The sequence below is a fragment of the Devosia sp. Z6_126 genome, assembly GCF_058133495.1.
In genome coordinates this window covers 949,298-973,042 of record NZ_JBYUNO010000002.1, presented here as the reverse complement: position 1 = coordinate 973,042, position 23,745 = coordinate 949,298, and the positions used below count along the sequence as shown (strand labels likewise).

Genomic DNA, 23,745 nt, shown 5'->3' with positions numbered 1-23,745 from the left:
ACCGCTCCCCCGCTTTGCCTAGCCCTAAGCCAAGCCGGGGCGGGGCCGGTTAACCTGCTATCAGCGACCCTGTGGCATGGTTGGAGAAGGCTTGGAGACCCCTGATGGGCGCAGCGGTTCGATTTGGGGTCACTTTGGCCTGCCTGGTGCTGCTTTATGCGCTGGCAGCCGGCGGCGGCTTGCGCTCCATCGATGCCGGCTTGCGCGATGTAAGGCTGGCGCTCAACGCCGTGCCGGCCAGCGGCAGCACGGTGGTGGTCGATATCGACAGCGAAAGCCTGGCCGAGATCGGCGTTTGGCCCTGGCCCCGCAGCCTTTATGCCCAGGCGCTGGATCGGCTGGTCGAGGCCGGAGCCGCCGAGGTGGCTTTCGATATTGATTTCAGCAGCGCCAGCACGCCGGCCGAGGATCAGCAACTGGCCCAAGCACTCGAGCGCGCTGGTGGCTATGCCTATCTTGCGGCGTTCCAGCAGTTGAGTGGGGCAGAGGGGGAACTCGCCCTGTCCATGCCCATGGCGCCCTTGCTGGAGCAAACAAGCCCAGTGCTGGTCAACGTATTTCTTGATTCATCGGGGCAGGCCAAGTCATTCCTGTCGCGCGTCGAAACGGACCAGGGTGAGGTACGGGCGCTGCCGGTGGAACTGGTTCCGAGTGGGCAAGCCCTGCCGCGCAGCGTCAACATCGATTTCAGCATCGATGCGCGCACCATTCCGCGCATCCCCTTTGCCGATGTGCTGGCGGGACGGGCCGATCCAACACTGCTGCAGGGCAAGCAGGTGATCATCGGCGCCAGCGCCATTGAACTGCGCGACCTGTTTTCCATTCCTCGTTTCGGCATTGTCGCGGGGCCGGTGTTGCAGGCCGTTGCCGTCGAGACACTCAAATCGGGGCGCATCATCACCGATTTGCGGCTTGGCCCCTCTGCTATTGCGCTCGTCCTGATGGCGCTGGCCCTGCTGTTTCTGCGGTCGCGGTTGCGGTTGTGGCAGATCGGGCTCCTTGCGGCCGGGCTCGGTGCCGTTTGGGAAGTGGCGGCGCTCGTGACCTACCGCACCATGGCGGTGAGCTTTGATACCGGCTTTTTCCATGGCGGCGTCGTGGTGTTGCTGGTGCTGGCTGTCGTGGACGAGGCCTTTGTCCAATATCGCGGTCGCATCGCCGCCCTGCGCCGGCTGAGCCATCTGGCGCGCCATGACCAGACCACCGGGGCACTGTCGCGCGCCGGGCTGATCGAGGCGGCCGCGCCATGGGGCTTTGCGCCCAAGGCCGTGATCCTGGTGCGCGTGCAGCGCCTCAACCTGTTGCGCGCTTCGCTTGGGCACGAAGTGACCGACAGCCTGCTGCACGCCATCGGGGAGCGCCTGTCCGGCCAGGTGCCGGGGCTGGTCGGCTATGTGGCGGACGATAGTTTTGCCTGGGCCTACCGGCTGGAGCGCCCAGACATGGCGGTGATGGACGAGGCCTGCCGCAGCCTTTCCGCCCGGCTCGGCGGGATCTATGACACGATCGGTCACCGCATCCATGTCGAGGTCAGATGCGGATATTCAGCTGGCCCGCTCAGCGTGGACGACCTGCTGAACCAAGCCGAAACAGCGCTGCTGCAAGCCGATGCCGAGCGCGCGCCATTTGTGGGCTATAGCCCGACCGACCAGCAGCGGCTCGAGGAGCGGCGCCAGCTCGATCTCGATCTGCGCCATGCCGTTGAAGACGGGCAGCTCGAAGTGGTGTTCCAGCCCCAGATCGACCTGCGCACCCGCACCATTGTAGGGGCTGAGGCGCTGCTGCGTTGGCGCCACCCGCAACTGGGGATGATTTCCCCGGCCCAGTTCATTCCCCTTGCCGAAGAAACCGGTCTCATCGTCGATCTCGGGCGTTGGATCCTGGAGGAGGCGTGCAGCCAGGCCATGGCCTGGCCCTGGGAAGGGCGGATGTCGGTCAATGTGTCGCCGGTGCAGCTGCAATTGTCGGATGTGCCGGCAATGGTGGCCGGAGCGCTGGTTCTTTCGGGCTTGCCGCCGGGACGGCTTGATATCGAGATCACGGAAAGCAGTCTCGTTGCGGGGATCGGCGGGATTATCCGCACCTTTGCCGCGCTCAAGGGGATCGGGGTCGATGTGGCGCTGGATGACTTCGGTACCGGCTATAGTTCGCTGAGCTATCTCAAGGACCTGCCTTTCGACAAACTCAAGATCGACCAGAGCTTTGTGCGCGCCATGGGCGATGGGGCGGCGGGCGACGTGATCGTTTCCAGCATTATCGGGCTGGGGCGCAGCCTGGGCAAAACCACCGTAGCCGAAGGCATCGAGGACGAAGCCGCGGCCAGCGCGCTTGCGGCAATGGGTTGCTCGATCGGGCAGGGCTATTATTTCGGCCGGCCCGTCGACGGGCCGACCATGCGCGCATTGGTGGAAACAAACCTGCCTTTGCCGCAGGCCGCCAGCGCCTAGGCGCCGATCAGCACGGCAAAGCCGTGCGTCGCCAGCGAGCCGGCGGCCCCGGCCGTGCCAGCTACGGGTTGGCCGGTCATGGCGTCGCGGTATTGACCGGGCGGCAGGGCCACCCCTGCTGCAGCCTGGCCGCCATGGCGGGGCGACAGATCGGCAATCACGACAAGGCGCTCGCTCCCATGGCTGCGGGCAAAGCCGAGCACCTGCTCGCTGCCGGTGGCGAGGGGCTCATAGTTGCCCCGGAGCAGGAGCTCGGGATGGGCCTTGCGCAACTGCAGGAGCGCCCTTGTCAGCACGATCTTGTCGTCGCCCGCGGCGCCCGGGCCAGCGGCAACCCGCGTCAGCCGCTCGCGCAGTCCCGCAAAGTTGAGATCGCGCCGGTTGTCGGGGTCCACAAAGCTTTGCTCCCAATCTTCGGCGCCGCGATAGATATCGGGCACGCCGGGGACGGAAAGCTTGAGCGCCGCCTGGATGAGGCTCTTGCGCCGGCCGCTATCGGCGAGCTGCTGCTGCACCTGCCGGAAGCTCGCAAGGAACGCCTCGTTGCGCAGCGCTGCCGCGACAAAGTCCTGAATGGCTTGCTCATAGGCTGGGTTGTTGACGCTCCAATCGCTGTGGAGCCGCGCTTCGCGCACCGATTTGAGCATGGCGGCCTGCAGGCGCTCGGTGAGGGTATCGAGCGATGGGGACTCGCTGCTATTGGCGGGGGGCCAGCCGCCCAGCAGCAGTTGCAGGAAGAGATAGATGTCGTTGTTGTCGATGGCCAGCTCGGTGCTGTTCGCGAGCAGGCCTCGCCAGCCGAACACGGCCGCATCCCAGATTTCGGGGTGATCGGTGATGGCGCCGATATTGGCACGGGTGTCCTCGCCCCGCTTGGTGTCATGGGTCGAGGTAGTCAGCATGGCGGCGGGGTGATGCAGGAGGCGGCGCCGGTTGGCGTCGTGGAAGGCATCGATCCCCACCGAAAAGTTCTGCGGATGGGCACCCACTTCGTTGAGCGACACCAGCCGGTTGAAGCGATAAAGCGCCGTGTCCTCGAGGCCCTTGGCCATCACCGGGCCGGTATATTGCTGGAACTTGCCGAGCGCTGCGAGGGTCTCGGAGGGATCATACTGGTGCGGCAGCCCGGCGGTGAGGAACTGGCCGAGGAAGTCAAAAAGCGAGGGATCGAAAAAGGGCAGCGAGCGGCGCGCCTTCGCAACGGCATAGTTGATCTCGCGGATGTCGCGCTCGTCGGCCTCGGGGCCATCAATATAGGTGCGATAAACCTGCAGCCAGGCGATGATCTCGCGCAGGCCTTTGCGGATGGCGTTCTGCGTCAGGTCCCGGGTTTGCGGCACGGACTGGGCGACAAGAAAGACGCGGTGCGCCAGGCTGAAGAGCTCGGCGGCGAGTTCATTGTCCATCACCCGCAGCTTGCACTGATAGGCTTCCTCGACGGGGTCGACGACATCGCCGACAAAGCGCTCGTAGGTGGCGGAAAGCGGCGCTTCGGCGGCGGGATTGGTGAGGACGCGAGTGAGGAGGGCGCCGAACTCATAGCCGGTGGTGCCTTCGGTGGGCCAATCGGCGCGCAGATCCTCGTGCGGGGCGAGGATCTTTTCGATGAGCAGGTAAATGGGGCGGGGCGCTTTGGCGCGCAGATCCTCGAGATAGCCCTTGGGATCAAGGAGGCCATCGACATGGTCGATCCGCAGGCCATCAACGAGCCCTTCCGCGATGAGGCCAAAGATCAGGGCGTGGGCATGGTCGAACACGTCGGGCCGGTCGATGCGGATGGCGCCGAGGTCGGAATTGATGAAAAAGCGGCGATAGTTGATGTCGTCGGCTGCCGCCAGATAATGGACGAGGCGCCAGTGCTGGGTGGCAATGAGGCTGTCGAGCGCCGCCCAGCTGCCGAAATGGCCCGGCTCGCCGTTGAGGGCGGCGATGGCGGCTTCCGGGGCGCCGTAATGGGCGAGGAGCTGCGCTTCGTCCTCGGGGCGGAGGGGGAGCTTGTGGGTGCCGTGCGCCCAAACGGCGAGTCCATCGGCATCGGCCTTGAGCACGATCTCGCCCGCTTCGAGCGCCTGGGCATAGGAGGTGCCGAGGAACGGGATCATCAGCTTGCCCTCGAGCGCCGGGTTGGCGGGGGACCAGTTGATGTCGAACCAGTCGGCATAGCGGCTGCCCGGGCCGTGGCGGAGCACATCGAGCCAGAGCGGGTTATCGGCGCCACCCACGCCCATATGGTTGGGCACGAAATCAAGGAGGATGCCGAGGCCGGCGGCGCGCAGGGTTTGGGCGAGATCGCGGAACTCCTCGATCGTGCCGATCTCGGGATTGATCAGCGTGTGATCGACCGTGTCATAGCCATGGGTGCTGCCCGGCTGCGCCTTGAGGATAGGGGAGAGATAGGCGTGGCTGACGCCCAGATCGGCGAGATAGGGCACGAGGGCCTTGGCGTGGGCGAAGGTGAAGCCCTTGTTCAACTGCAGCCGATAGGTGGAAAGAGGAATGGTGGAACTATCGCTCATGGGGCTCAACTGCTGGCGGCGCGGAGGGCGCGCGTCGGTGAAGGGGCCGCGGGGCCGGGGAAAGTGCCCCGGTCAACGGCCCTTGCCAACCTTTGTTCCCCGCTCAGGGATCGCGATAACCTAGCACTCTGAGCGTGAGATTGTCGGGGGTGACCGGGCGGTCAAACACCAGCGCCACCGGGCTTTGCGACTGGGCGGGGGCGTAATCAAGGGTCACGCTGCCGCTCACGGCGTCTTGCCCCGAACCCACAGTGCCTTCGATGCCCACTTCCGCAGCGGTGGCGTGGCCGAGATTGAGCACGGTGACATCAGCGACAAAGCCATCGGACGTTTGCCGAACGGCATCGAGCCGCAGCGTGAGCTCGGGATGGCTGCCGGTCTTGGTCAGGGCGTCCACCAGCAGAAAGCCGGCGAGCCCCAGGATCACGAGGGCGGAGATGGCGGCGAAAATCCACTCGATGGTGCCCGCTTTGCGGGCTGCGGGGGATAGGGGCGGGTTGCTGGCTTGGTCGGACACGGCGGGAGCCCCTTACAAAATCAGCCGCGCGGCGGCGGCGCCAATGGCGGCAGGAAAGCCCAGCACCACCAGAACCCCCAGCGCCGTGCTGAAGGACAGGCCATCGAAACGGCCAAAGGTCCAGAGCACATAGCAGGAGATGGCGAGCGCGATGGCATAGCCTACGGCGGTAAAGCGCAAAAAGGCGCTCCACCAGGGCGTGTCGGGGGTCGCTTCGCTGCCCTTGAACTCGGATGCAAAAACAAAGCCGTGCATGAGCAGCAGCGACAGGGCGATCAGCGCCAGCGACTGCCAATCAGTCATGCGAAAGGCGATGAGGATCATTTCCTCGGTGGGAGCGACATTGAGCCCGAGATAGAGCGAGCCGGCGGCCATGATCCCCAGTTCGCTGCCATAACTCTGTTCGCGCTCCTCCTTGTCGTCCTCGCTTTGCCCGAACTGGCTGCGCCCGAGCAGGGCGCCGAGAGCGGCTGGAATGGCATGGATGACGATCTTGCCCACGAGCTCGGGCGGGTTCATGCCCGGCCCGATGACCCCGAGCACGGCGAGAAGGATGGCGGTGCTGAAGAGGCCAATGCCATAGGCAATGGCGACATCGCGCAGATCGTCCTTCCAGCCCCAGGTCGGCTCAAAGCCCGAGTAGTGGGACAGGAACATCAGCATGGGCAGGCTGGAGGCCAGCAGGAGCAGCAAGCGCCAGCGATCCATGGAAAAACCGAGTTCCCACATTTCCATGGTCATCAGCATGGGGAGGGAAAAAACGAGGGCGCCGCCAAAGGCGCGGCCCAGGCCGGTGACGAGATCGCGAAGCTCGTGGCCGCCGGCATCCGCCTCATTGGCCGCTGCTGTGCTCATTCTGCTTACCCCGCATCAGGCAGGCCGCCGCGGAAGCGGCGCTGGTAGTCGGCATCATAAAGGGCGCTATCGCGGAAATCGTTGCTGGCAAGGGAGGGGCCGACAAAGATGATGGCAGTGCGCTCGATGGGTTCCTCGGCCACTTGCGCAGCGATCGTGCCCAGCGTGCCGCGCAGAATGCGTTCACCCGGCCAGGAGGCATGCACGACAATGGCGACGGGGCAGTCGGGCCCGTAAAGCGGGGTGAGTTCAGCGACCACCCGCTCGAGCGCATGGATGGCAAGGTGAATGGCCAACGTCGCGCCCGTGGCGCCAAAGGCGGCGAGGGTTTCGCCCGCCGGCATGGGGGAGGCGCGGCCGGAAACGCGGGTCAGCACCAGGCTTTGCGCCTGGGCCGGAATGGTGAGCTCACGCCCAAGGCTCGCGGCTGCCGCGGCAAAGGCGGGCACGCCGGGGGTGAGTGTATAGGGGATGGCGTGGCGATCGAGCCGGCGCAATTGCTCGGCGACGGCGCTCCAGATGGAGAGGTCCCCCGAATGGAGCCGCGCCACATCAAGGCCCGCTGCATGGGCGGTGATGTATTCGGCCTCGATGTCATCGAGCGAAAGGGATGCGGTGTCGACCAGCCGCGTGCCGGGGGCGCAGTAATCGAGCATCTCGCTCGGCACGATGGAGCCGGCATAAAGACAGACCGGGCACCGGGCAAGGAGGTCGCGGCCGCGCACGGTGATGAGATCAGCAGCGCCCGGGCCGGCGCCAATGAAGTGGACGGTCATGGCTTGCTCCAGCACCATTGCAGCAGCGGCATGGCCGGGCGCCAGCCGGTCATGGTGCCGATGGAAGACGCGCGGCTGAGCTCGATGCGGGTGAGCCTGCCGCCATGGGCGGCGTGATGGGCGAGCAGCACGGCTTCCATTTCGAGTGTGACGGCATTGGCAACGAGCCGGCCGCCGGGGCGGAGCGCCGCTCGAGCTGCATCCAGCACGCCCGGGTCGCTGCCGCCGCCGCCGACGAAGATGGCATGCGGAGTTTCGAGGCCGTCGAGCGCCGCGGGGGCGGTGCCTTCAATGAGCTGCAGGCCGGGCACGCCGAACTGGGCGGCGTTGCGAGTAATGCGGAGGGCGCGTTCGGGATGGCTTTCAATGGCAATGGCGCGGAGGCTCTGATGGGCCAGCATCCATTCGATGGCAATGGAGCCCGAACCCGCGCCGATATCCCAGAGCAATTCGCCCTGGCGGGGAGCGAGGGCCGCAAGGGTCAGGGCGCGCACTTCGCGCTTGGTGATCTGCCCGTCATGCTCGAAAAGGGCATCGTCGCGCCCGGGCGCCAGCGGCAGGACGCGCGCTTCGGGCAGGGCGACGACCGAGATGGCCACGACATTGAGCGGATTGATGTCGGCCAGGGTAAAGGCGCTGGCGGGCTGGGAGCGGACGCGCTCATCGGGGCCGCCCAGGGCTTCAAGCACGGTGAGAATGGAAAGGCCAAAGCCGCTGTCATGCAGCAGTTGAGCGAGCTGGAGAGGGGAATCTCCGTCGGAAGTCAGCGCGAGGATGCGCGCGCCGGGCTGCAGATGGGGCCGCAACAGATCCTGCGACCGCCCATGCAGCGACAGGGTGGTGATCTCACCCAAAGGCCAGCCGAGGCGCGCGGCGGCGAGGCTGAAGGCGGAAGGGTGCGGCAGGACCCGCATCTGGGCGGGATCGATGCGGCGGGCGAGGGTGGCGCCGACGCCGAACTGGAACGGATCGCCCGAGGCCAGCACGCAGACGGCGCGGCCGCGCGCGGCGACCACGGCATCAACGGAGCGCGAGAAGGGGCTGAGCCAGGGTTGCTGTTCGCCAGCGATCAAGGGGGCGGCAAGGCGCAGATGGCGTTCGCCGCCAAACACCAGTTCGGCCTGGCTGATGGCGGATTTCGCCGCATCGCCAAGGCCCGCGATGCCGTCTTCGCCGATGCCGACAATGGTCAGCCAGCTCATCGGGGTCCCCCGGCGGAACGGGGCGAATAAACGATCGGCGTGCGGCCGGGCCGTTCGATAACGCGGGTTTCGGGCGAGCCGATGATGACGCAAGTGGCCATATCGGCGGTGCTGGCATCGGCATCGGCGAGGGTGACGAGGCGCAACATCTCGTCAGGGCGGCCAGCGGCGCGACCAAAGATCACCGGGGTGCTCCAGGGCAGAACTTCGCGCAGGATGGCAAAGGCGGTGCCGAGCTGCCAGGGGCGGGCGCGGCTGATGGGATTGTAAAGCGCGATCACGAGCCCCGCGCCGGCAACGGCACGCAGACGCTGCTCGATCAGCGTCCACGGCTTGAGATTGTCGGATAGCGAAATGGCGCAGAAATCATGGCCGAGCGGGGCGCCCATGCGGGCGGCAACGGCGAGCATGGCAGTGACACCGGGCACGACTTCGAGCTCGAGATGCCGCCAGGGCTCGGGGCCATCCTCGATGGCTTCGCAGACGGCGGCGGCCATGGCGAAAACGCCGGGATCGCCACCCGACACAACGCACACCGTCTCCCCCGCCGCAGCCGCCTGGAGCGCAGCGCGGCTGCGATCAAGCTCTTCGCGATTATCGGAGGCGACGCGCTGCTGGTCGGGGCGCAGCGCCAGGCGATCGAGATAAGGGCCATAGCCAAAGAACAGCCGGGCCTCGGCCACCGCCTTGAGGGCTTCGGGGGTGATCTGATCGGGATTGCCGGGCCCAAGGCCGACGACGCTGATCTTGCCAGTCATGGCCGCTCGCTCCAGCCGGGAACCAGAACGAGGGCAAAATAGGGGGCGGCGTCGTCGGGTTTGTCGCGCAGGCGCATGGACTGGCCGTTGCTCATGGTGCCGCGCTCCACATAAACGGCGGTTTCGAGCTTGCCGGCCGCGGCAATGGCGCGACGGATCTTGGGCAGGTTGCGCCCGACCTTCATGATCACGGCCCCTTGCGTGTCCCCTAGGCGGCGCTGCAGTTCGGCTTCCCCTAGCGTGCCGGGCAGGACCGCCAGCACATCATCGCCCTGCACCAGCGGCAGGCCGGCCATCGACCAGCAGCCCGACATGGCGGTGATGCCGGGGACTACCTCGGTGGGGTAGCGATGGGCGAGGCGCACATGCAGATGCATATAGGAGCCGTAAAACAGCGGATCGCCTTCGCTCAGGACCGCAACCTTGCGCCCGGCATCGAGATGGGCGGCGATGCGCTCGGCCGCTTCGGCATAGAACTGCGCGGTGGCGGAGCGATAATCGGCGTGGTGGCGGTCGATCTCGGTGGTGACGGGATAAAGCAGGGCTTCCTCGTGCTGGGTGGGCGCAAGGAGATCGGCCACGATGGCGCGCGCATTGCTGCGATTGCCCGACTTGGCGAAATAGGCGACCACATCGGCGCCCTGGATGGCGCGCACGGCCTTGAGGGTCAGGAGTTCAGGATCGCCGGGGCCGGTGCCGACGCCGTAAAGGGTGCCGGTCATAGACCGGGCCTTGCCAGCGCATTGAGCGCCGCGGCGGTGATGGCGCTGCCGCCGAGACGGCCGCGCACGATGGCATAGGGCACGCCATAGGAGTGCTCGGCGAGCGCGGCCTTGGATTCGGCGGCGCCCACAAAGCCGACGGGCATGCCCAGGATCGCGGCGGGGCGCGGGGCGCCGTCGCGCAGCATTTCGAGGAGGTGGAACAGCGCCGTCGGGGCATTGCCGATGGCGACCACGGCGCCGGCCAGGCGCTCGCCCCAAAGATGGAGCGCCGCGGCCGAGCGGGTATTGCCGATCTCTTCTGCAATGGCGGGCGTCTGCGGATCGCGCAGGGTGCAGAGCACCGGATTGTTGGCGGGCAGGCGAGCAGCGGTGACGCCGCGCACCACCATTTCTGCATCGCAGAGAATGGGGGCGCCGGCTTCGAGCGCGTCGCGGGCGGCCTCGACAAAGCCAGGGCCAAACTCGAAACGCTCGGCGGCTTCCACCATGCCGGCGGCATGGATCATGCGCACGGCGAGTTCCGCCTCATCGGGGGTGAAGCGGCGCAGATCCGCTTCGGCGCGGATGATGGCGAAGGACTGCCGGTAAATGGCGTCCCCCGCTTTGATGTAGTCGTATTCGATCATGGCAGGTGGGGTCCAAGAGCGGCGGCGATGCGCACCGGGCCGAGCGCGGCCAGAACCGCGGCGCTGGATTGGCCAGGCGCGCGATGCGCATGGAGAAGGCCGGCAAGGCGGGCAAAGGCCGCGCTCGCATCGGCATGGGGGATGAGGAGCAGGGATGCGTCGCTGGCGCGGCCCGATAGCACCACCGCCCAGCCGCCGGGCTGGGCGACGAGCGTGATGTCGGCTGGCCGCGGATGGGCGCAACCCTTGGGGCAGCCCGAAACATGGAGGGTCGCGGTGCCATCAAAGAGGGTCGGGAACTCGTCGAGCAGCTGCGATGCCAAGGCGCGGCTGGCGGCAAGGCCCGAGGCGCAGCCTTCATTGCCGATGCAGGCATGGGCACCAAGGCGCGGATCGGCCGAATCGGTGAGGAGGCCCAGCGCGTCGGCAGCGCGCCCGAAGGCGGCGAGCGCGGTTGTCGCGCCCAGGGCGAGGAGGGCGTGGCCGGGGGAAAGGCGCAGCTCGGTGATGCCGGCCGAGGTGGCGCCCTGCGCGAGGGCGGCGAGCACTGGGGAGGCAATGCTGCCAAAGGGCAGGGCGACGGGAAGGGCCGCGCCTTCGCGCAGGGGGATGAGGCTGGCGGAGGGCGGGGACGCGGGAAGGGGGGCCGGTGGGGAGAGGAGGGCAGCGAGTTCGGCCCGGATGGCGGCGGGATCGAGATCGCGGGCGCGGGCGGCGGGGCCCAGCTCGGCCAGGCGCTGCAGGATCAGGCTGGTGGCGGGGAGCGCAGCGTTGGTCGCGAGGGTGCCGAGCGGGGTCTTGCCCAGCGCCAGCAGCCAGCGATCGGCATCGAGGGCGGTGAGGCGCAGATCGGCGCCCAGCCGCGCCAAAGTGATGGCGCCACCGCCATCCACGACGACAGTGACCTTGGGGCCGAGGCGGCGGGCGAGCGGGGCGGCCGCGACGCGGACGGCGGTTGCGAGGGGGCGCGGATCGGCGTGTTCGGTGGGATCAAGGCCGGCAAGGGGCGGGGTTTCCACCACGACGCCGGTTTCGATGGGCAGGAAGGCTTCGATGGCCTCGGCAAACGGAGGGGCGGACTGCTCGGAGAGGCCCCGCACCTGCAGATTGCCGCGGGCGGTGATCTCGAGCTGGCCATTGCCGTGCCGGGCGGCGAGTTCGGCAATGCGGACCAGCTGGGCCGGACTGACACGCCGCTCGGGCAGGCGCAGGCGCGCGAGGAGCCCGTCGCCGGTCGCCATCGGCTGGCGCAGGCTGGGGCAGGCACCGCGGCGCGCGGGCGCTGAGGGGTCAGTGATGGGCAGCAGCTGGAGCAAGTTCGGGCTTCGTGTTGCGTGAAGCCCTGTCCTTATACGATCCCTCGGGCGGCACAAAGCGCTCTATGGTTCGCGTTGTCGCAGCAGGTAGATGTCCATGATCCAGCCATGGCGCGCGCGGGCGGCCCGGCGCGTCTCGATGATGGTGTCGCGCACGTCGCCCAGGCGGCCGGCAATGGTGAGCTGGTCGGGGGTGCCGAGATAGGCGCCCCAGAAGATCTCGAGCTCCGGATCGGCATGGATAAAGGCGGTTTGCCCGTCGAGCATGACGACGCTGTCGCCCTGAAGGCCCGATTCGACCAGGCGGCGGCCGGTGGTGATCTGGACGGGCTCGCCGATGCGGTTGAGGGCAATGGCATGGGCCGAGGTGAGGGCCTGGATGGAGGTGATGCCCGGGATCACCTCGACGCTGAACGTCTCGGGCTGGGGCAATTGCGCGATGATGCGCAGGGTGCTGTCGTAGAGCCCCGGATCACCCCAGACGAGAAAGGCGCAGGAGCCGCCATCGGGCACATGGGTGGCGATGAGCTCGGCGAAGATGCCGGCGAGCGTGGCGTGCCATTCCGCCACGGTCTGGTTGTAATCGGGGCCGCTGCGGCGGGTGGGGACGCGATAGGGCACGAGATTGGGGGCGTCGAGATAGCGCTCGCAGATCTCGCGCCTGACCTGGGCGAGTTCGGCCTTGTCCTGGCCCTTGTCGGGGATGAAGAGGGTGCCGGCGCGCTGGAGGGCATTGATGGCCTGCACGGTCAGGTGCTCGGGATTGCCGGTGCCGATGCCCACAAGGATAATGGTTTTCACGCGCGTTCTCCTGACTGTGGGGGAGATGGCATGAAGGGGCGGGGCGAACAAGCCACCGCGTCCGCGCGGATGGGGAACGGGGCTTGACCTTCCCATGTTGGAACGCCGCATAGCTCGTGCCCCGATCAATCAGGAGGTTTGAAAATGAAGTGTCTGGCTCTTTCCCTGTGCGTGGCTGCGGCCTTGAGCCTGCCGGTGGCGGCGCAGGATCATGCCGGCCATGGCATGGCTGCCGGCGATAGCGCGGCGACCGAGGCCTTCAAGGCGGCCAACATGCGCATGCACGAAGCCATGGACCTCGACTATAGCGGCGACGCGGATGTGGATTTCGTGCGCGGCATGATCCCGCATCACCAAAGCGCGGTGGAGATGGCGCAGATCGTGCTCGAGCATGGCAGCGATCCCGAGATCAAGGCGCTGGCCGAAAAGATCATCGCCGACCAGGAAGGCGAGATCGCCCAGATGCAGGAATGGCTGGCCAAACACGGCCACTGACATAAGCAAGGGCCACGCTCCGGGATGGGAGCGTGGCCCTTGATGGTTATACGGGCTCGGGTGTGTAGCCGGCATCGCGAATGGCGGCTTCCGCCTTGGCGCGGTCGCCGGTGAAGCTGACGCGGTGGGTATCGAGATCAACGGCGATCTCGGCGCCGGGCAGCGCTTCCTCGAGCGCCTTGCGCACGGTACCCACACAATGGGCGCAGCTCATATCCTCAACGCGCAGAGTGGTTGTTTGGCTCATTTCAATGTCCTTTCACGGGTTGCGGCCCGGCCAGATCATCCAGGATCGGGCAATTGGGCCGGTCGTCGCCGCCGCAGCAGTGAACGAGATGCTTGAGCGTCCCGACCATGCCCTGCAGTTCGGCAATCTTGGTTTCGAGGTCGGCGATATGGGCCGAGGCGACCGCCTTGACCTCGGCACTAGCGCGGCTCTTGTCCTGCCAGAGGCTGAGGAGACGGCTGGTTTCCTCGACGGAGAAGCCCAGGGTGCGGGCCCGCTTGATGAAGCGCAGCACATGCACCTGATCGGGGTCATAGACGCGGTAATTGCTGTCAGTGCGCCCGGGCGGCTCGATCAGGCCAATGGATTCGTAATAGCGGATCATCTTGGCCGAAACGCCCGAGGCCTGGGCGGCCTCCCCGATATTCATGGGTTTGCTCCTTGCAGGGTTGCGGGCCGCACGGTGCGCAGCCGCTGGGCGTTGCCGACCACGAACACGCTCGAGAGGGCCATGGCACCCGCTCCGATCATGGGGGACAGGAGAATGCCGAAGCTGGGATAGAGCACGCCTGCGGCCACCGGGATCAGGATGACGTTGTAGGCGAAGGCCCAGAAGAGGTTCTCGGCAATATTGCGCATGGTGGCGCGGCTGATGGTGAGGGCATTGAGCACACCCTTGAGGTCACCGCCCAGGAGAACGACATCGGCGCTTTCAATGGCCACATCGGTGCCCGTGCCCACGGCAATGCCGATATCGGCGGCGGCCAGCGCGGGCGCATCATTGATGCCATCGCCAACAAAGGCGATCTTGCCTCCGCCGCGGCGTAGCGAATTGATGGCCTCGACCTTGCCGGCCGGCAGGATTTGGGCGCGCACTTCATCGATCCCGAGCTGGTCGGCAATGGCCTGGGCCGTGCGCTGGTTGTCGCCCGAGATCATGGCGGTGCGAATGCCTAAGCGGTGCAGTTCGGCGATCACGGCCTTGCTGGTCGGACGCGCCCGATCGGCCACAGCGGCGACGGCGGCAAGCTTGCCATCGACGCCCACCAGAATGGGCGTCTTGCCCTGGCCGGCGAGGGTGGTGAGCTGATCGGCAAATGCGGCCTTGTCGATGCCGGGCAGCTGGCCGGCATTGCCTACCAGCACCTGGCGCCCGCCAACGACGCCGCTGATGCCGTGGCCGGCCGAGGAGGCGAACTGCTCGGCCTCGGCAATGGGCAGGCCGCGCTCGGTGGCGGCGGCAACGATGGCGGTGGCGATGGGGTGTTCGGAGTAATGTTCCACCGCTGCCATCAGGGCCAGCACTTCGGGCTCGGCAAAGCCCTCGGCAACAACGAGATCGGTCAGCACGGGACGCCCTTCGGTCAGGGTGCCGGTCTTGTCGAAGGCGAACATGTCGACGTCGCGCAGGCTTTGCAGGGCTTCGCTGCGGCGGAAAAGGACGCCCAGCTCTGCGGCGCGGCCGGTGCCCACCATGATCGAGGTGGGGGTGGCCAGACCCATGGCGCAGGGGCAGGCGATGATGAGGACGGCCACCGCATTGACGAGCCCAAAGAGATAGCTCGGCTCAGGCCCCCAGAGCAGCCAGACCACAAAGGTGGCGAGTGCTGCCGCCATCACCGCCGGCACGAACCAGAAGGTGATGCGATCAACCAGCGCCTGGATGGGCAGCTTGCCGCCCTGGGCGTCCTCGACCATGCGGATGATCTGGGCCAGCATGGTATCGGCCCCCACCTTGGTGGCGCGGAAGGTGAAGCTGCCTTCGCCATTGACGGTGCCGCCGACCACACTGGCGCCTTCGGCCTTGCTCACCGGGATGGGCTCGCCCGAGATCATGGATTCATCGACATGGCTTTGCCCGCCCACGATCTCGCCATCGACGGCGATCTTTTCGCCGGGGCGCACCAAGAGGATATCGCCGACAACCACCTGGTCGATAGGCAATTGCACAAAGCTGCCATTGCGCTGCACCTGGGCGGTCTTGGCTTGTTGCTGCACCAGCCGGGCAATGGCGGCGCCGGTGCGGCCCTTGGCCATGGCTTCGAGCAGTCGCCCGAGGAGGATCAGCGTCACGATCACGGCCGCCGCTTCGAAATACACATAGCGGCTGGTGGCCGGCACGAGCCCGGGCGCGAAGGTAACGACGGTGGAATAAAGATAGGCCGCGCCCGCCCCTAGGGCGACGAGTGAATTCATCTCGGGGGCGCCGCGCAACAGGGCTGGAATGCCATGCGCAAAAAAGCGGCGTCCGGGGACGAAGAGCACAATGGTGGTGATGACAAAATAGGCGATGTAGAGCCATTGGGTGGGCACCAGATGCATCACCGCCATATGCATGCCGGGGATCAGGTGGCTGCCCATTTCGAGCACGAACATCGGCGCCGTCAGAACCGCGGCAAGGATCACGTCGCGCCGAAGCACGGCGGCGTCCTCGTCATGGTGGTGGCCGGCATGAGTGCCGCGCTGTTCGGGCGCGGGCTGGCCGGAATAGCCGGCCTTGGTGATGGCCGCGAGAACCGGCGCGAGTTGCGCATCGGGGGTCAGCTCGACAGTGGCCCGCTCGGTGGCGAGATTGACGGAAGCTGCCTTGACGCCGGGGGTCTTGAGCAATGCGCGTTCCACCCGCGCCACGCAGGAGGCGCAGGTCATGCCTTCGATATCGATGGAAACGGGTCGGGTTTGGAGTGCCTGGTCAGTCATGATTTTCACCTCGTCCCACCCCATGTAAGGCTTCCCATCGTGGGAAGGTCAAGGGCTTCTGCCGCTTTCGCGCCATCAGAATGAATGGATTGTGAAGCCCGTGCTCATTTTGTTTGCACCTAGTGCATAAGAGGTGTGCAGCAAGGCGCGGTTCTCATCAGCCGGGGGTGCCACTACATAAGGCTCAGCAAAAGAGAGGACCCCAAGAAAATGAACATCCGTCAGTCGATCCGCAACTATGTCCAGTACCAGCGCACCCTGCGCGAGCTGAACTCGCTTGACGCTCGCCAGCTCAATGATTTGGGCATTACCAAGGGCGACATCAAGAACATTGCGCAGGGCAAGGGCTTCTAAGCTCTTTCCAGCAGCAGTCTAAGAAGAAGGCGTCCACTTGGGCGCCTTTTGTCTTTTCAGGAACTAGCGGATGAGGTCGGCGGTCTTGCCGCCCAGGGCGCGGACGAGATCATCGGGTGCCAGATTGATCTGCAGCCCGCGCTGGCCGCCATTGAGATAAACCCGGTCCTGCAAGGCGACGAGTTCTTCCACGCAAGTGGGCACGGCCTTGCGCTGCCCGAAGGGGCTGATGCCCCCGACCTTGTAGCCGGTGAGGCGCTCAGCGGCGGCGGGCTTCATCATCTGCGCGGTCTTGCCGCCAAAGGCGGCGGCAAGCTTTTTCATGTTCACTTCCTCGTCCGACGGGACGACGACACAGACTGGCTTGCCATCCACCTCGGCCATCAGCGTCTTGAACACGCAGCCGGGATCGATGCCCATGGCTTCGGCAGCCTGCAGCCCCACCCGCTCGGCATCAGGATCGTAAGCATAGGTCGCGAGCTCAAAGGGGATGCCCGCTTTGAGAAGGGCTGTGGTGGCAGGCGTGGTCTTGGACATGGAGCCGAGTTTACCGCTCCCATATTGGCTGGCAAGCGGGCCTAGCGCGGACAATGATCGCCCAGAATGGTTTCGGCGCCGATGTCGCGCAGCAGATGGGGCGAGGCATGCAGCAAATCGAGGGTGACGCGGCGCCTGTGGCGGCGGATCAGCCAGTTGCGCAGCGGGTTCCACGGGCGACGTGGGGCGGGATCGCGCGCTCCTTCGCAGCTTGAAACAACACTCATGGCATAACCAGCCTTATGCGGCTGCCTCCGGGGTGATCGGGATAGCCGCGATTATTGCTGGCAGGCCGGCGCGCTTCCAACTAAAGCTGCCAAGGCTTCCATAAGGAGGTTTGATGCATGAGCCCCTTGCCACCACTGCCGGCGATCCGCGCCTTCGAGGCCGTGGCGCGCCATTTGAGCTTTACCCGTGCGGCCGAGGAACTGGGCATGACCCAGGCCGCCGTAAGCTACCAGATCCGCATTCTCGAGGAGCGGGTGGGCACGCCCCTATTCCTGCGCAAGCCGCGCCGGATCGAGCTCAGCCAAACCGGGGCGCAGCTGGCGCCTGAAGTGGCCAAGGGCTTTGCGGTGCTGCGGGCGGCTTTTGCCGAACTGGGCGGGCGAGCCGATGCGACGCTCGCGATCAGCGCGGTGCCCACTTTCGCCAGCCAGTGGCTGGCGGCCAATCTCGGGCTCTTTCAGGTCGGGCATCCCGATATTGCGGTGCGAATCGAAAGCGCGCCCGAGATCATCGATTTTGCCGGCACGGAGATCGATGTGGCGATCCGCGCCACGGGGCGGGTGGCGGCGGGACTGGTGGCGCATGGGCTGACCAAGGTGGAATATGCCCCGATGCTGCATCCGCGGCTGGTGGAGGAATATGGGGTGCGCGAACCCGCCGATCTGCTGCGCGTGCCCCAGATTACCCCCGATGACCCGTGGGTCGCGGCCTGGTTCAAGCGGGCAGGGGTGGCGGTGCCGCCCGCGCCCGAGCGACCCTTTGCCCGGCTGGGCTTTCAATCCATGGAAGCGGTGGCCGTGATGGCCGGGCGGGGCGTCGCCATGCTGACGCCCCAGTTCTACCCCGAGGAAATCCGCGCCGGCCGCATGGTGCAGCCCTTTTCGACCGTGGGCTGGGACGGGCACTACTACTATCTCGTCTACCCCGAAGCGCGGCGCAACAACCCCAAGATCCGCGCCTTTCGCGACTGGATCCTCGAGGCGACCGCGCCGCTGCGGGCGCTCGAGCAGAGCTAGACGATGCCGCCCGAGCCGCCTTCCACCGCCGGGCGGATGGCGGCAACCTTGGCGCGATAGCCAGAGGTCCGGTAGGCGCCGAGCAGGTCGATGGCGCCGCCCCCTTCTAGGCGGGCCATGGCCAGGATCGGCTCCACATCGGTGCGATAGGCGAGGCGCAGGGCCTGGGTGGCGCCCAACGCGTCATTGCCCTGCTGCGCTGCTGCGAGCGCGGCGCGATCGACGAGGAGCGCCTGCGCATAGGCGCGCTGCACATCAGCCGCCGAGAGCATCAGCGATTCGATGGGGTCGGTGACGTTGTGCGACTGGTCGAGCATATGGGCGGGGTGGAAGTCGGGGTAGCGCGCTTCGGCATCCACCAGCTCGTTGAAGACGAGGAACAGGCGGTAGGGATCGATCGAGCCGGCATCGAGGTCGTCGTCGCCATATTTGCTGTCGTTGAAGTGAAAGCCCCCGAGCTTGCCGAACTGGGCGAGGCGCGAAACGATCATTTCGATATTGGTGTTGGGCGCATGGTGGCCGAGATCGACAAGGCAGAAGGCCTTGTCGCCGAGCTCGGTGGCGATGAGGTAGTTGGTGCCCCAATCCTGCACGACCGTCGAATAAAAGGCTGGCTCATACATCTTGTGTTCGGTGTAGACGCGCCAGTCAGCGGGAAGGGCGGCATAGATCGCCTTCATGGCATCGAGATAATGCTCGAACTGGGTGGCGAAATTGACCTGGCCGGGGAAGTTGGAGCCGTCGCCGATCCAGACGGTGAGGGCCTTGGACCCCAGGGTCTGGCCGATCTCGATGCATTCGATGTTGTGCTCGATGGCCTGCTGCCGGGTGGCCGGGTCGGCGGCGGAGAGCGAGCCGAACTTGTAGCTTTGCAGCTGGCCGCGGGCGTCCGAAAAGGTGTTGGAGTTCATCGCATCAAAGCCGAGGCCGAAGCGCGAGGCAGCCTGCTTGAGGCGGTTGGGATCGGCCTTGTCCCAGGGGATATGGAGTGAAACGGTGCGGGTGGCCCGGGTCAGCTGGGCAATGACGGCGCAGTCTTCGAGCTTGTCAAAGATGTCGCGCGGCTCGCCCTGGCCGGGGAAGCGGGCAAAGCGGGTGCCGCCGGTGCCGACGCCCCAGGAGGGCACGGCAATGTTGAAACCGGCGACCTTTTGTTTGATCGCTTCGATCGCTATGCCCCGCCGGTCGAGCCGCTCGCCCAGCGAGTCGTAGTCTGCGCGCAGATCGGCTTGGCAGCGGGCATTGTCGGCTTCGATTGCGGTGGGGTCGATGATGTGATCGGTCATTTGTTGTGCCTCCCCTGCGACCCCCTCCCTCGGTCCCTCCCCTCAAGGGGGAGGGAAGGGCAGGAGCCGCGTGTTTTGTTGTTTTTGTTCTGCGTGAATCAGCGCGTGAAGGACTGGGCGTTGCCGGCGTCGACATTGAGGATGTTGCCGGTGGATTTGGCCGAGGCTTCGCTGGCAAAGAAATAGATGGCTTCGGCGATGTCCTCGGGGAACACGGAGCGTTTGAGCAGCGAGCGCTGGCGATACATGTCCTCCAAGCCCTCCTTGTCGGTCTTGTAGGTTGAGGCGCGCTGTTCGAGCCATTCGCCGACCCAGATTTTCGAGCCGCGCAACACGGCGTCGGGATTGACGACATTGACGCGGATCTGCGCTTCAGCGCCCTCGAGGGCTAGGCAACGGGCGAGGTGGATTTCTGCGGCTTTCGCGGTGCAATAGGCCGCTGCATTGGGGGACGCGGCAAGGCCGTTCTTGGAGGCGACAAAGACCACATTGCCGCCGATCGCCTGTGCGCGGAACAGGCGGAAGGCTTCGCGCGAGACGAGGAAATAGCCGGTGGACAGGATGTCCATGTTGCGGTTCCAGAGCTCGAGCGTCGTGTCCTCGATCGGCGCGGAGGAGGCGAGGCCGGCATTGGAGACGAGGATATCGAGGCCGCCGAACTCCACCACGGCATGGGCGAAGCCGGAGATGACTTGTTCCTCGCGCGTGACGTTGATGTTGACGGGGCGTACAAAGTCGGCGCCGAACGCGCCCGACAGTTCGGCGGTGGCGGCGTCTAGCGCGGCCTGGTCGATATCGGCGAGGACGACGCAGGCGCCTTCGCGCAGCAGCCGGGCGGCAGTGGCCTTGCCGATGCCGCCGGCGCCACCGGTGACGAGGGCGATTTTGCCGGCCAGCGACTTGGGCTTGGGCAGGCGCTGCAGCTTGGCTTCTTCCAAGAGCCAATATTCGATGTCGAAGGCCTCCTGCTCGGGCAGGCCTTGGTATTCCGAGACGGTCGAGGCGCCGCGCATGACGTTGATCGCGTTGACATAGAACTCGCCCGAAATGCGGGCGGTCGCCTTGTCCTTGGCGAAGGTGAACATGCCGACGCCCGGCATCAGATAGACCACGGCATTGGGGTCGCGCATCGCCGGAGAATTGTCGTGCTTGCAGCGCTCGTAATAAGCGGCGTAGTCGGCGCGATAGGCGGCGATCTGGTCGCCAAGGCCGGCGATAACGGCGTCGATATCGGGGTTGGTAGGATCGAAATCGATCACCAGAGGCCGAATTTTGGTGCGCAGAAAATGGTCGGGGCAGGAGGTGCCCAGCGCCGCGAGCGGGCGCAGATTGTTGGAGTTGACGAATTCCAGCACGGCCGGGGAATCGTCGAAATGGCCGAGCTTATGGCTGTCTTCGGAGATGAAGCCGCGGATTTTCGGCATCAGGCGGGCGGCGATGGCGCGGCGCTGTTCGGACGGCAGAGCCTGGACGGCCGCGCCACCAAAGATGGTCTTGCCCGCGGTTTGCGCTTCGAACCATTCGATGGCCTGGTTGATGATGCCGATCGTGGTTTCGTAGCATTCCCGAGGGGTGTCGCCCCAAGTGAAGAGGCCGTGGGATTCGAGGATCACTCCCTTGGCATTGGGATTTTCTTCGCAGAACTTGCCCAGCCAGAGGCCAAGCTCGAAGCCCGGCTTTTTCCAGGGCAACCAGCCGATCGTGTCGCCGAAAATCTGGCGCGTCAGTTCGCGCGAGTTTTTCGAAGCCGCGATGGCGATGATGGCGTCGGGGTGCATGTGATCCACAAAGGGATGGTTCACATAGGCGTGGAGCGGGGTGTCGATCGAGGCGGCGCGCGGGTTGAGGTTGAAGGTGGCCTGGGGGAGATAGCCCACCATCTCGTCTTCGAAGTCGACCCCGCGGTAGAGGTTCTTGAGAGCGCGCAGCTTGTCCATATACAAGGTGGCAAAGCCATCGAGCTTGATCGAGGCGCTGTCCCCGCCCGAGCCCTTGACCCAAAGCACCTCGACCATCTCGCCGGTGAGGGGATCCTTTTGCATGATCTTGGAGGAGGTATTGCCGCCGCCATAATTGGTGACCCGCTTGTCGCTGCCCAAAATGTTGGAGCGGTAAACCAGCCGCTCGGGCTCGCTCATGGCGGCGGCCTTAGCATCATCCCATAAATTCTGGAGGCGCTTGGGGGCGGGGGCGGACATGGGGTTCCTCTCAGATTGGGCAAAACTCCTGGCGAACTGGCCATGATTGAAATGCGCTGTCAATCACAAACGATCAGCAGCAAGCAGAACTGCGCAATGTTGAGTAATTCAGGTGGGTCAATGATTGACACTGATTGAAAAGCACGCAAGGAATGCTGAAGGGAGGAGTGCTGCCGTGCATGAAACAGAGCGCCATAGAGTGATCGGAGCAGCGCTGCGGACGCGTTCCTTCGTGAGCGTGGCTGAACTCTGCGACGTCACCGGCGCTTCCGAAGCCACGATCCGCCGGGACATTGCGGCGCTCCATCTGAGCGGGCAGTTGCGACGGGTGCGGGGTGGCGCGGAAGCGGTGAACCCGCCCGAGGAAGGCGCGCTGATGGGGCGGCCCTTCTCGGTCAATGAAACGCTCAACATCGCCCAAAAGCAGGCAATCGCCCGGGCAGCAGCCCAGCTTTGCCGCGACGGCGAGCCGATCATCATCAATGGCGGCACCACGACCTATCAGATGGTGCATCATCTGACGGGCAAGCGGCTGACCGTGTTCACCAACAGCTTCGCCATCGCCGAACACCTGATCCACAATTCGCGCAACAGCGTGGTAATTCCGGGCGGCACCATCTATCGCGATCAGAACGTGATCCTGTCGCCCTTTGGCGGGGTGGTGGCTTCGCATTTCTACGCCAAGCGCATGTTTATCGGCTGCCAGGGAATTGGCGAGCACGGGCTGATGGAAGCCGACCCGATGGTCGTGCAATCGGAACTGGCCCTGATCGGGCAGGCCGAGGAGCTGATCGTGCTCGCCGATTCATCGAAGTTTTCGGGCCGCTCGAGCCTGATCCTGTGTGAACTCAACAAGATCGCCGCGGTGATCACCGACAGCGGCATCCGTGACGAAGACCGCCAGATGCTCGAAACGGCAGGCGTGCGGTTGATCGTGGCCGAAACAACTACTCAGGTCCAAGCGCAATCCAGCAGGGCCTGAGCCAACAACTAGCTGATATCAAAGCATTCCAGGGAGGGAATACCGCATGAAACTGATCAAGATCCTGGCCGCATCCACGGCTGTCGCCGTGCTGCTCGCCGCACCAGCCTATGCCCAGACGCGCATTGCGCTGGTGGTCAAGTCGCTGGGCAACGGCTTTTTCGATGCCGCCAACAAAGGCGCGCAGGAAGCGGCCGCCGAATTGGGCGATGTCGAGGTGATCTATACCGGCCCAACCGCCGCCACGGCCGAAGCGCAGATCGAAGTGGTCAATTCGCTGATCGCCCAGCAGGTCGACGCGATTGCCATCTCGGCCAATGACCCCGACGCGTTGGTGCCGGCACTGCAGCGCGCCATGCAGCGCGGCATCAAGGTGGTGAGCTTTGACTCAGGCGTTGCCGAGGAAGGCCGCCAGATCCACCTCAACCCGTCCGACACCGCGCTGATCGGCGAAACCATCATCAAGCTGGCCGCTGATCACCTGCCCGAGGGCGGCGATGTAGCGATCCTGTCGGCCGCATCCACCGCCACCAACCAGAATGCCTGGATCGAGGCGGCCAAGGCGGCACTGCCCGAGAAATTCCCCAATATCAATCTCGTCGCGACGGTTTACGGCGATGATGACTCGGTCAAATCCACCGAGGAAGCCAAGGGCCTGATCGCCGCCCATCCCGACCTCAAGGCCATTATTGCCCCCACTACGGTGGGTGTTGTCGCGGCGGCCCAGGTGGTGACCGACCAGAACCTGATCGGCAAGATCAATGTGACGGGCCTCGCGCTGCCCTCCGAATTCAAGCAGTTCATCGACAATGGCGCGTCCCAGGCCGTGGCGCTGTGGAACCCCATCGATCTGGGCTATTCGGCGGTGATGCTGGCCGACCAGCTGATCGATGGCAAGGAAGCGGCGCCGGGCGAAACATTCTCCATCGGCCGGGTCGGGGAAGTCACGCTCGACGACACCAACGCGGCGGCGATGGCTGTGCCGTTCCAGTTCGACAAGACCAATATCGAAGAGTTCTCCAAGATCTATTGAGCTCCATGCGCGCAGGGCGATAGCACGCGTCAAGGGCAGGGTGGCTGCAGTCTGCCCTCCCTCCCCCTTGAGGGGAGGGCCGGGGTGGGGTCCTTCAGTGATCACCAGCCGACCCCCTCCCTCGATCCCTCCCCTCAAGGGGGAGGGAAGC

At 65.6% G+C, this 23,745-nt stretch carries 23 protein-coding genes; 6 read left to right on the top strand and 17 right to left on the bottom strand.

The window, feature by feature from the left end; genetic code table 11:
• Window positions 1-104: 104 nt before the first annotated feature.
• Window positions 105-2,447: an EAL domain-containing protein gene (locus AC3YOG_RS11790; RefSeq protein WP_489935198.1), complete on the top strand. Its 2,343-nt coding sequence runs from the start codon at window positions 105-107 to the stop codon at window positions 2,445-2,447.
• Here AC3YOG_RS11790 and treY read toward each other — a convergent pair.
• The 10 genes from treY to cobF form a co-directional block, all read right to left on the bottom strand.
• Window positions 2,444-4,963: a malto-oligosyltrehalose synthase gene (gene treY / locus AC3YOG_RS11785; protein WP_489935197.1), complete on the bottom strand. Its 2,520-nt coding sequence runs from the start codon at window positions 4,961-4,963 to the stop codon at window positions 2,444-2,446. The two genes, AC3YOG_RS11790 and treY, sit on opposite strands and share 4 nt — an antisense overlap.
• 103 nt (window positions 4,964-5,066) lie before the next feature.
• Complete coding sequence (locus AC3YOG_RS11780) at window positions 5,067-5,480, bottom strand: hypothetical protein (protein WP_489935196.1); 414 nt, start codon at window positions 5,478-5,480, stop codon at window positions 5,067-5,069.
• Between the two features lie 12 nt (window positions 5,481-5,492).
• Window positions 5,493-6,335 carry a TIGR02587 family membrane protein gene (locus tag AC3YOG_RS11775; protein WP_489935195.1) on the bottom strand — a complete coding sequence of 281 codons (843 nt, stop codon included), beginning with the start codon at window positions 6,333-6,335 and terminating at the stop codon, window positions 5,493-5,495.
• A gap of 5 nt (window positions 6,336-6,340) precedes the next feature.
• A complete protein-coding gene (gene cobM / locus AC3YOG_RS11770) occupies window positions 6,341-7,111 on the bottom strand; it encodes a precorrin-4 C(11)-methyltransferase (protein WP_489935194.1) in 771 nt (256 codons plus the stop codon).
• Entirely contained in the window at window positions 7,108-8,313 is a 1,206-nt protein-coding gene (gene cbiE, locus AC3YOG_RS11765) for a precorrin-6y C5,15-methyltransferase (decarboxylating) subunit CbiE (RefSeq protein ID WP_489935193.1), read from the bottom strand. Before cbiE ends, cobM begins: the two co-directional genes overlap by 4 nt.
• On the bottom strand, window positions 8,310-9,071 hold the full coding sequence (locus tag AC3YOG_RS11760) for a precorrin-3B C(17)-methyltransferase (RefSeq protein WP_489890260.1): 762 nt from the start codon (window positions 9,069-9,071) through the stop codon (window positions 8,310-8,312). The genes cbiE and AC3YOG_RS11760 overlap by 4 nt, the downstream gene beginning before the upstream one ends.
• The gene (locus AC3YOG_RS11755) at window positions 9,068-9,793 is read right to left on the bottom strand and encodes a precorrin-2 C(20)-methyltransferase (protein WP_489935192.1); all 726 of its coding nucleotides are present in this window, start codon (window positions 9,791-9,793) and stop codon (window positions 9,068-9,070) included. The genes AC3YOG_RS11760 and AC3YOG_RS11755 overlap by 4 nt, the downstream gene beginning before the upstream one ends.
• Window positions 9,790-10,422 (bottom strand): precorrin-8X methylmutase, encoded by a 633-nt coding sequence (locus AC3YOG_RS11750; protein ID WP_489935191.1) that lies wholly within the window; start codon window positions 10,420-10,422, stop codon window positions 9,790-9,792. The genes AC3YOG_RS11755 and AC3YOG_RS11750 overlap by 4 nt, the downstream gene beginning before the upstream one ends.
• Entirely contained in the window at window positions 10,419-11,738 is a 1,320-nt protein-coding gene (cobG, locus tag AC3YOG_RS11745; protein WP_489935190.1) for a precorrin-3B synthase, read from the bottom strand. The genes AC3YOG_RS11750 and cobG overlap by 4 nt, the downstream gene beginning before the upstream one ends.
• 63 nt (window positions 11,739-11,801) lie before the next feature.
• On the bottom strand, window positions 11,802-12,539 hold the full coding sequence (gene cobF / locus AC3YOG_RS11740) for a precorrin-6A synthase (deacetylating) (RefSeq protein WP_489935189.1): 738 nt from the start codon (window positions 12,537-12,539) through the stop codon (window positions 11,802-11,804).
• 138 nt (window positions 12,540-12,677) lie between these two features.
• Between cobF and copM the strand changes: the two genes are divergently transcribed.
• Window positions 12,678-13,034, top strand: coding sequence for a CopM family metallochaperone (gene copM / locus AC3YOG_RS11735; RefSeq protein WP_489935188.1), 357 nt, complete (start codon window positions 12,678-12,680; stop codon window positions 13,032-13,034).
• Between the two features lie 46 nt (window positions 13,035-13,080).
• Here copM and AC3YOG_RS11730 read toward each other — a convergent pair whose 3' ends face one another.
• Genes AC3YOG_RS11730 through AC3YOG_RS11720 form a run of 3 tightly spaced genes read right to left on the bottom strand, consistent with a single transcriptional unit; the run spans window position 13,081 to window position 15,960 of the window.
• Window positions 13,081-13,281, bottom strand: coding sequence for a heavy-metal-associated domain-containing protein (locus tag AC3YOG_RS11730; RefSeq protein ID WP_489935187.1), 201 nt, complete (start codon window positions 13,279-13,281; stop codon window positions 13,081-13,083).
• 1 nt (window position 13,282) lies between these two features.
• Window positions 13,283-13,690, bottom strand: coding sequence for a Cu(I)-responsive transcriptional regulator (gene cueR / locus AC3YOG_RS11725; RefSeq protein WP_127752323.1), 408 nt, complete (start codon window positions 13,688-13,690; stop codon window positions 13,283-13,285).
• The gene (locus AC3YOG_RS11720) at window positions 13,687-15,960 is read right to left on the bottom strand and encodes a heavy metal translocating P-type ATPase (RefSeq protein ID WP_489935186.1); all 2,274 of its coding nucleotides are present in this window, start codon (window positions 15,958-15,960) and stop codon (window positions 13,687-13,689) included. The genes cueR and AC3YOG_RS11720 overlap by 4 nt, the downstream gene beginning before the upstream one ends.
• 210 nt (window positions 15,961-16,170) lie before the next feature.
• Here AC3YOG_RS11720 and AC3YOG_RS11715 point away from each other — a divergent pair, with 210 nt between their 5' ends.
• On the top strand, window positions 16,171-16,314 hold the full coding sequence (locus AC3YOG_RS11715; protein WP_127752325.1) for a DUF1127 domain-containing protein: 144 nt from the start codon (window positions 16,171-16,173) through the stop codon (window positions 16,312-16,314).
• A gap of 63 nt (window positions 16,315-16,377) precedes the next feature.
• Here AC3YOG_RS11715 and ybaK read toward each other — a convergent pair whose 3' ends face one another.
• Window positions 16,378-16,851: a Cys-tRNA(Pro) deacylase gene (gene ybaK, locus AC3YOG_RS11710; RefSeq protein WP_489935185.1), complete on the bottom strand. Its 474-nt coding sequence runs from the start codon at window positions 16,849-16,851 to the stop codon at window positions 16,378-16,380.
• A gap of 41 nt (window positions 16,852-16,892) precedes the next feature.
• Complete coding sequence (locus tag AC3YOG_RS11705; RefSeq protein ID WP_489935184.1) at window positions 16,893-17,078, bottom strand: hypothetical protein; 186 nt, start codon at window positions 17,076-17,078, stop codon at window positions 16,893-16,895.
• A 117-nt stretch (window positions 17,079-17,195) separates the two neighbouring features.
• Between AC3YOG_RS11705 and AC3YOG_RS11700 the strand changes: the two genes are divergently transcribed.
• Complete coding sequence (locus AC3YOG_RS11700) at window positions 17,196-18,095, top strand: LysR substrate-binding domain-containing protein (protein WP_489935183.1); 900 nt, start codon at window positions 17,196-17,198, stop codon at window positions 18,093-18,095.
• Here AC3YOG_RS11700 and rhaI read toward each other — a convergent pair.
• Complete coding sequence (gene rhaI, locus AC3YOG_RS11695) at window positions 18,092-19,381, bottom strand: L-rhamnose catabolism isomerase (RefSeq protein ID WP_489935182.1); 1,290 nt, start codon at window positions 19,379-19,381, stop codon at window positions 18,092-18,094. The two genes, AC3YOG_RS11700 and rhaI, sit on opposite strands and share 4 nt — an antisense overlap.
• Window positions 19,382-19,479: 98 nt before the next feature.
• Complete coding sequence (locus tag AC3YOG_RS11690; RefSeq protein WP_489935181.1) at window positions 19,480-21,579, bottom strand: bifunctional rhamnulose-1-phosphate aldolase/short-chain dehydrogenase; 2,100 nt, start codon at window positions 21,577-21,579, stop codon at window positions 19,480-19,482.
• Window positions 21,580-21,754: 175 nt separating this feature from the next.
• On the opposite strand from AC3YOG_RS11690, the gene AC3YOG_RS11685 reads away from it, so the two are divergent.
• Together AC3YOG_RS11685 and rhaS are read left to right on the top strand one after the other, a co-directional pair.
• Entirely contained in the window at window positions 21,755-22,561 is an 807-nt protein-coding gene (locus AC3YOG_RS11685) for a DeoR/GlpR family DNA-binding transcription regulator (protein WP_489890272.1), read from the top strand.
• Window positions 22,562-22,607: 46 nt separating this feature from the next.
• Window positions 22,608-23,594, top strand: coding sequence for a rhamnose ABC transporter substrate-binding protein (gene rhaS, locus AC3YOG_RS11680; protein WP_127752332.1), 987 nt, complete (start codon window positions 22,608-22,610; stop codon window positions 23,592-23,594).
• The last annotated feature ends 151 nt before the right edge of the window (window positions 23,595-23,745 follow it).

Excerpts from the sequence above, each read along its gene's own strand:
- AC3YOG_RS11790 (WP_489935198.1), top strand. The coding sequence starts at position 105 with ATGGGCGCAGCGGTTCGATTTGGGGTCACTTTGGCCTGCCTGGTGCTG.
- treY (WP_489935197.1), bottom strand. The coding sequence starts at position 4,963 with ATGAGCGATAGTTCCACCATTCCTCTTTCCACCTATCGGCTGCAGTTG.
- AC3YOG_RS11775 (WP_489935195.1), bottom strand. The coding sequence starts at position 6,335 with ATGAGCACAGCAGCGGCCAATGAGGCGGATGCCGGCGGCCACGAGCTT.
- cobM (WP_489935194.1), bottom strand. The coding sequence starts at position 7,111 with ATGACCGTCCACTTCATTGGCGCCGGCCCGGGCGCTGCTGATCTCATC.
- cbiE (WP_489935193.1), bottom strand. The coding sequence starts at position 8,313 with ATGAGCTGGCTGACCATTGTCGGCATCGGCGAAGACGGCATCGCGGGC.
- AC3YOG_RS11760 (WP_489890260.1), bottom strand. The coding sequence starts at position 9,071 with ATGACTGGCAAGATCAGCGTCGTCGGCCTTGGGCCCGGCAATCCCGAT.
- AC3YOG_RS11755 (WP_489935192.1), bottom strand. The coding sequence starts at position 9,793 with ATGACCGGCACCCTTTACGGCGTCGGCACCGGCCCCGGCGATCCTGAA.
- AC3YOG_RS11750 (WP_489935191.1), bottom strand. The coding sequence starts at position 10,422 with ATGATCGAATACGACTACATCAAAGCGGGGGACGCCATTTACCGGCAG.
- AC3YOG_RS11730 (WP_489935187.1), bottom strand. The coding sequence starts at position 13,281 with ATGAGCCAAACAACCACTCTGCGCGTTGAGGATATGAGCTGCGCCCAT.
- cueR (WP_127752323.1), bottom strand. The coding sequence starts at position 13,690 with ATGAATATCGGGGAGGCCGCCCAGGCCTCGGGCGTTTCGGCCAAGATG.
- AC3YOG_RS11720 (WP_489935186.1), bottom strand. The coding sequence starts at position 15,960 with ATGACTGACCAGGCACTCCAAACCCGACCCGTTTCCATCGATATCGAA.
- AC3YOG_RS11715 (WP_127752325.1), top strand. The coding sequence starts at position 16,171 with ATGAACATCCGTCAGTCGATCCGCAACTATGTCCAGTACCAGCGCACC.
- ybaK (WP_489935185.1), bottom strand. The coding sequence starts at position 16,851 with ATGTCCAAGACCACGCCTGCCACCACAGCCCTTCTCAAAGCGGGCATC.
- AC3YOG_RS11705 (WP_489935184.1), bottom strand. The coding sequence starts at position 17,078 with ATGAGTGTTGTTTCAAGCTGCGAAGGAGCGCGCGATCCCGCCCCACGT.
- AC3YOG_RS11700 (WP_489935183.1), top strand. The coding sequence starts at position 17,196 with ATGAGCCCCTTGCCACCACTGCCGGCGATCCGCGCCTTCGAGGCCGTG.
- rhaI (WP_489935182.1), bottom strand. The coding sequence starts at position 19,381 with ATGACCGATCACATCATCGACCCCACCGCAATCGAAGCCGACAATGCC.
- AC3YOG_RS11690 (WP_489935181.1), bottom strand. The coding sequence starts at position 21,579 with ATGTCCGCCCCCGCCCCCAAGCGCCTCCAGAATTTATGGGATGATGCT.
- rhaS (WP_127752332.1), top strand. The coding sequence starts at position 22,608 with ATGAAACTGATCAAGATCCTGGCCGCATCCACGGCTGTCGCCGTGCTG.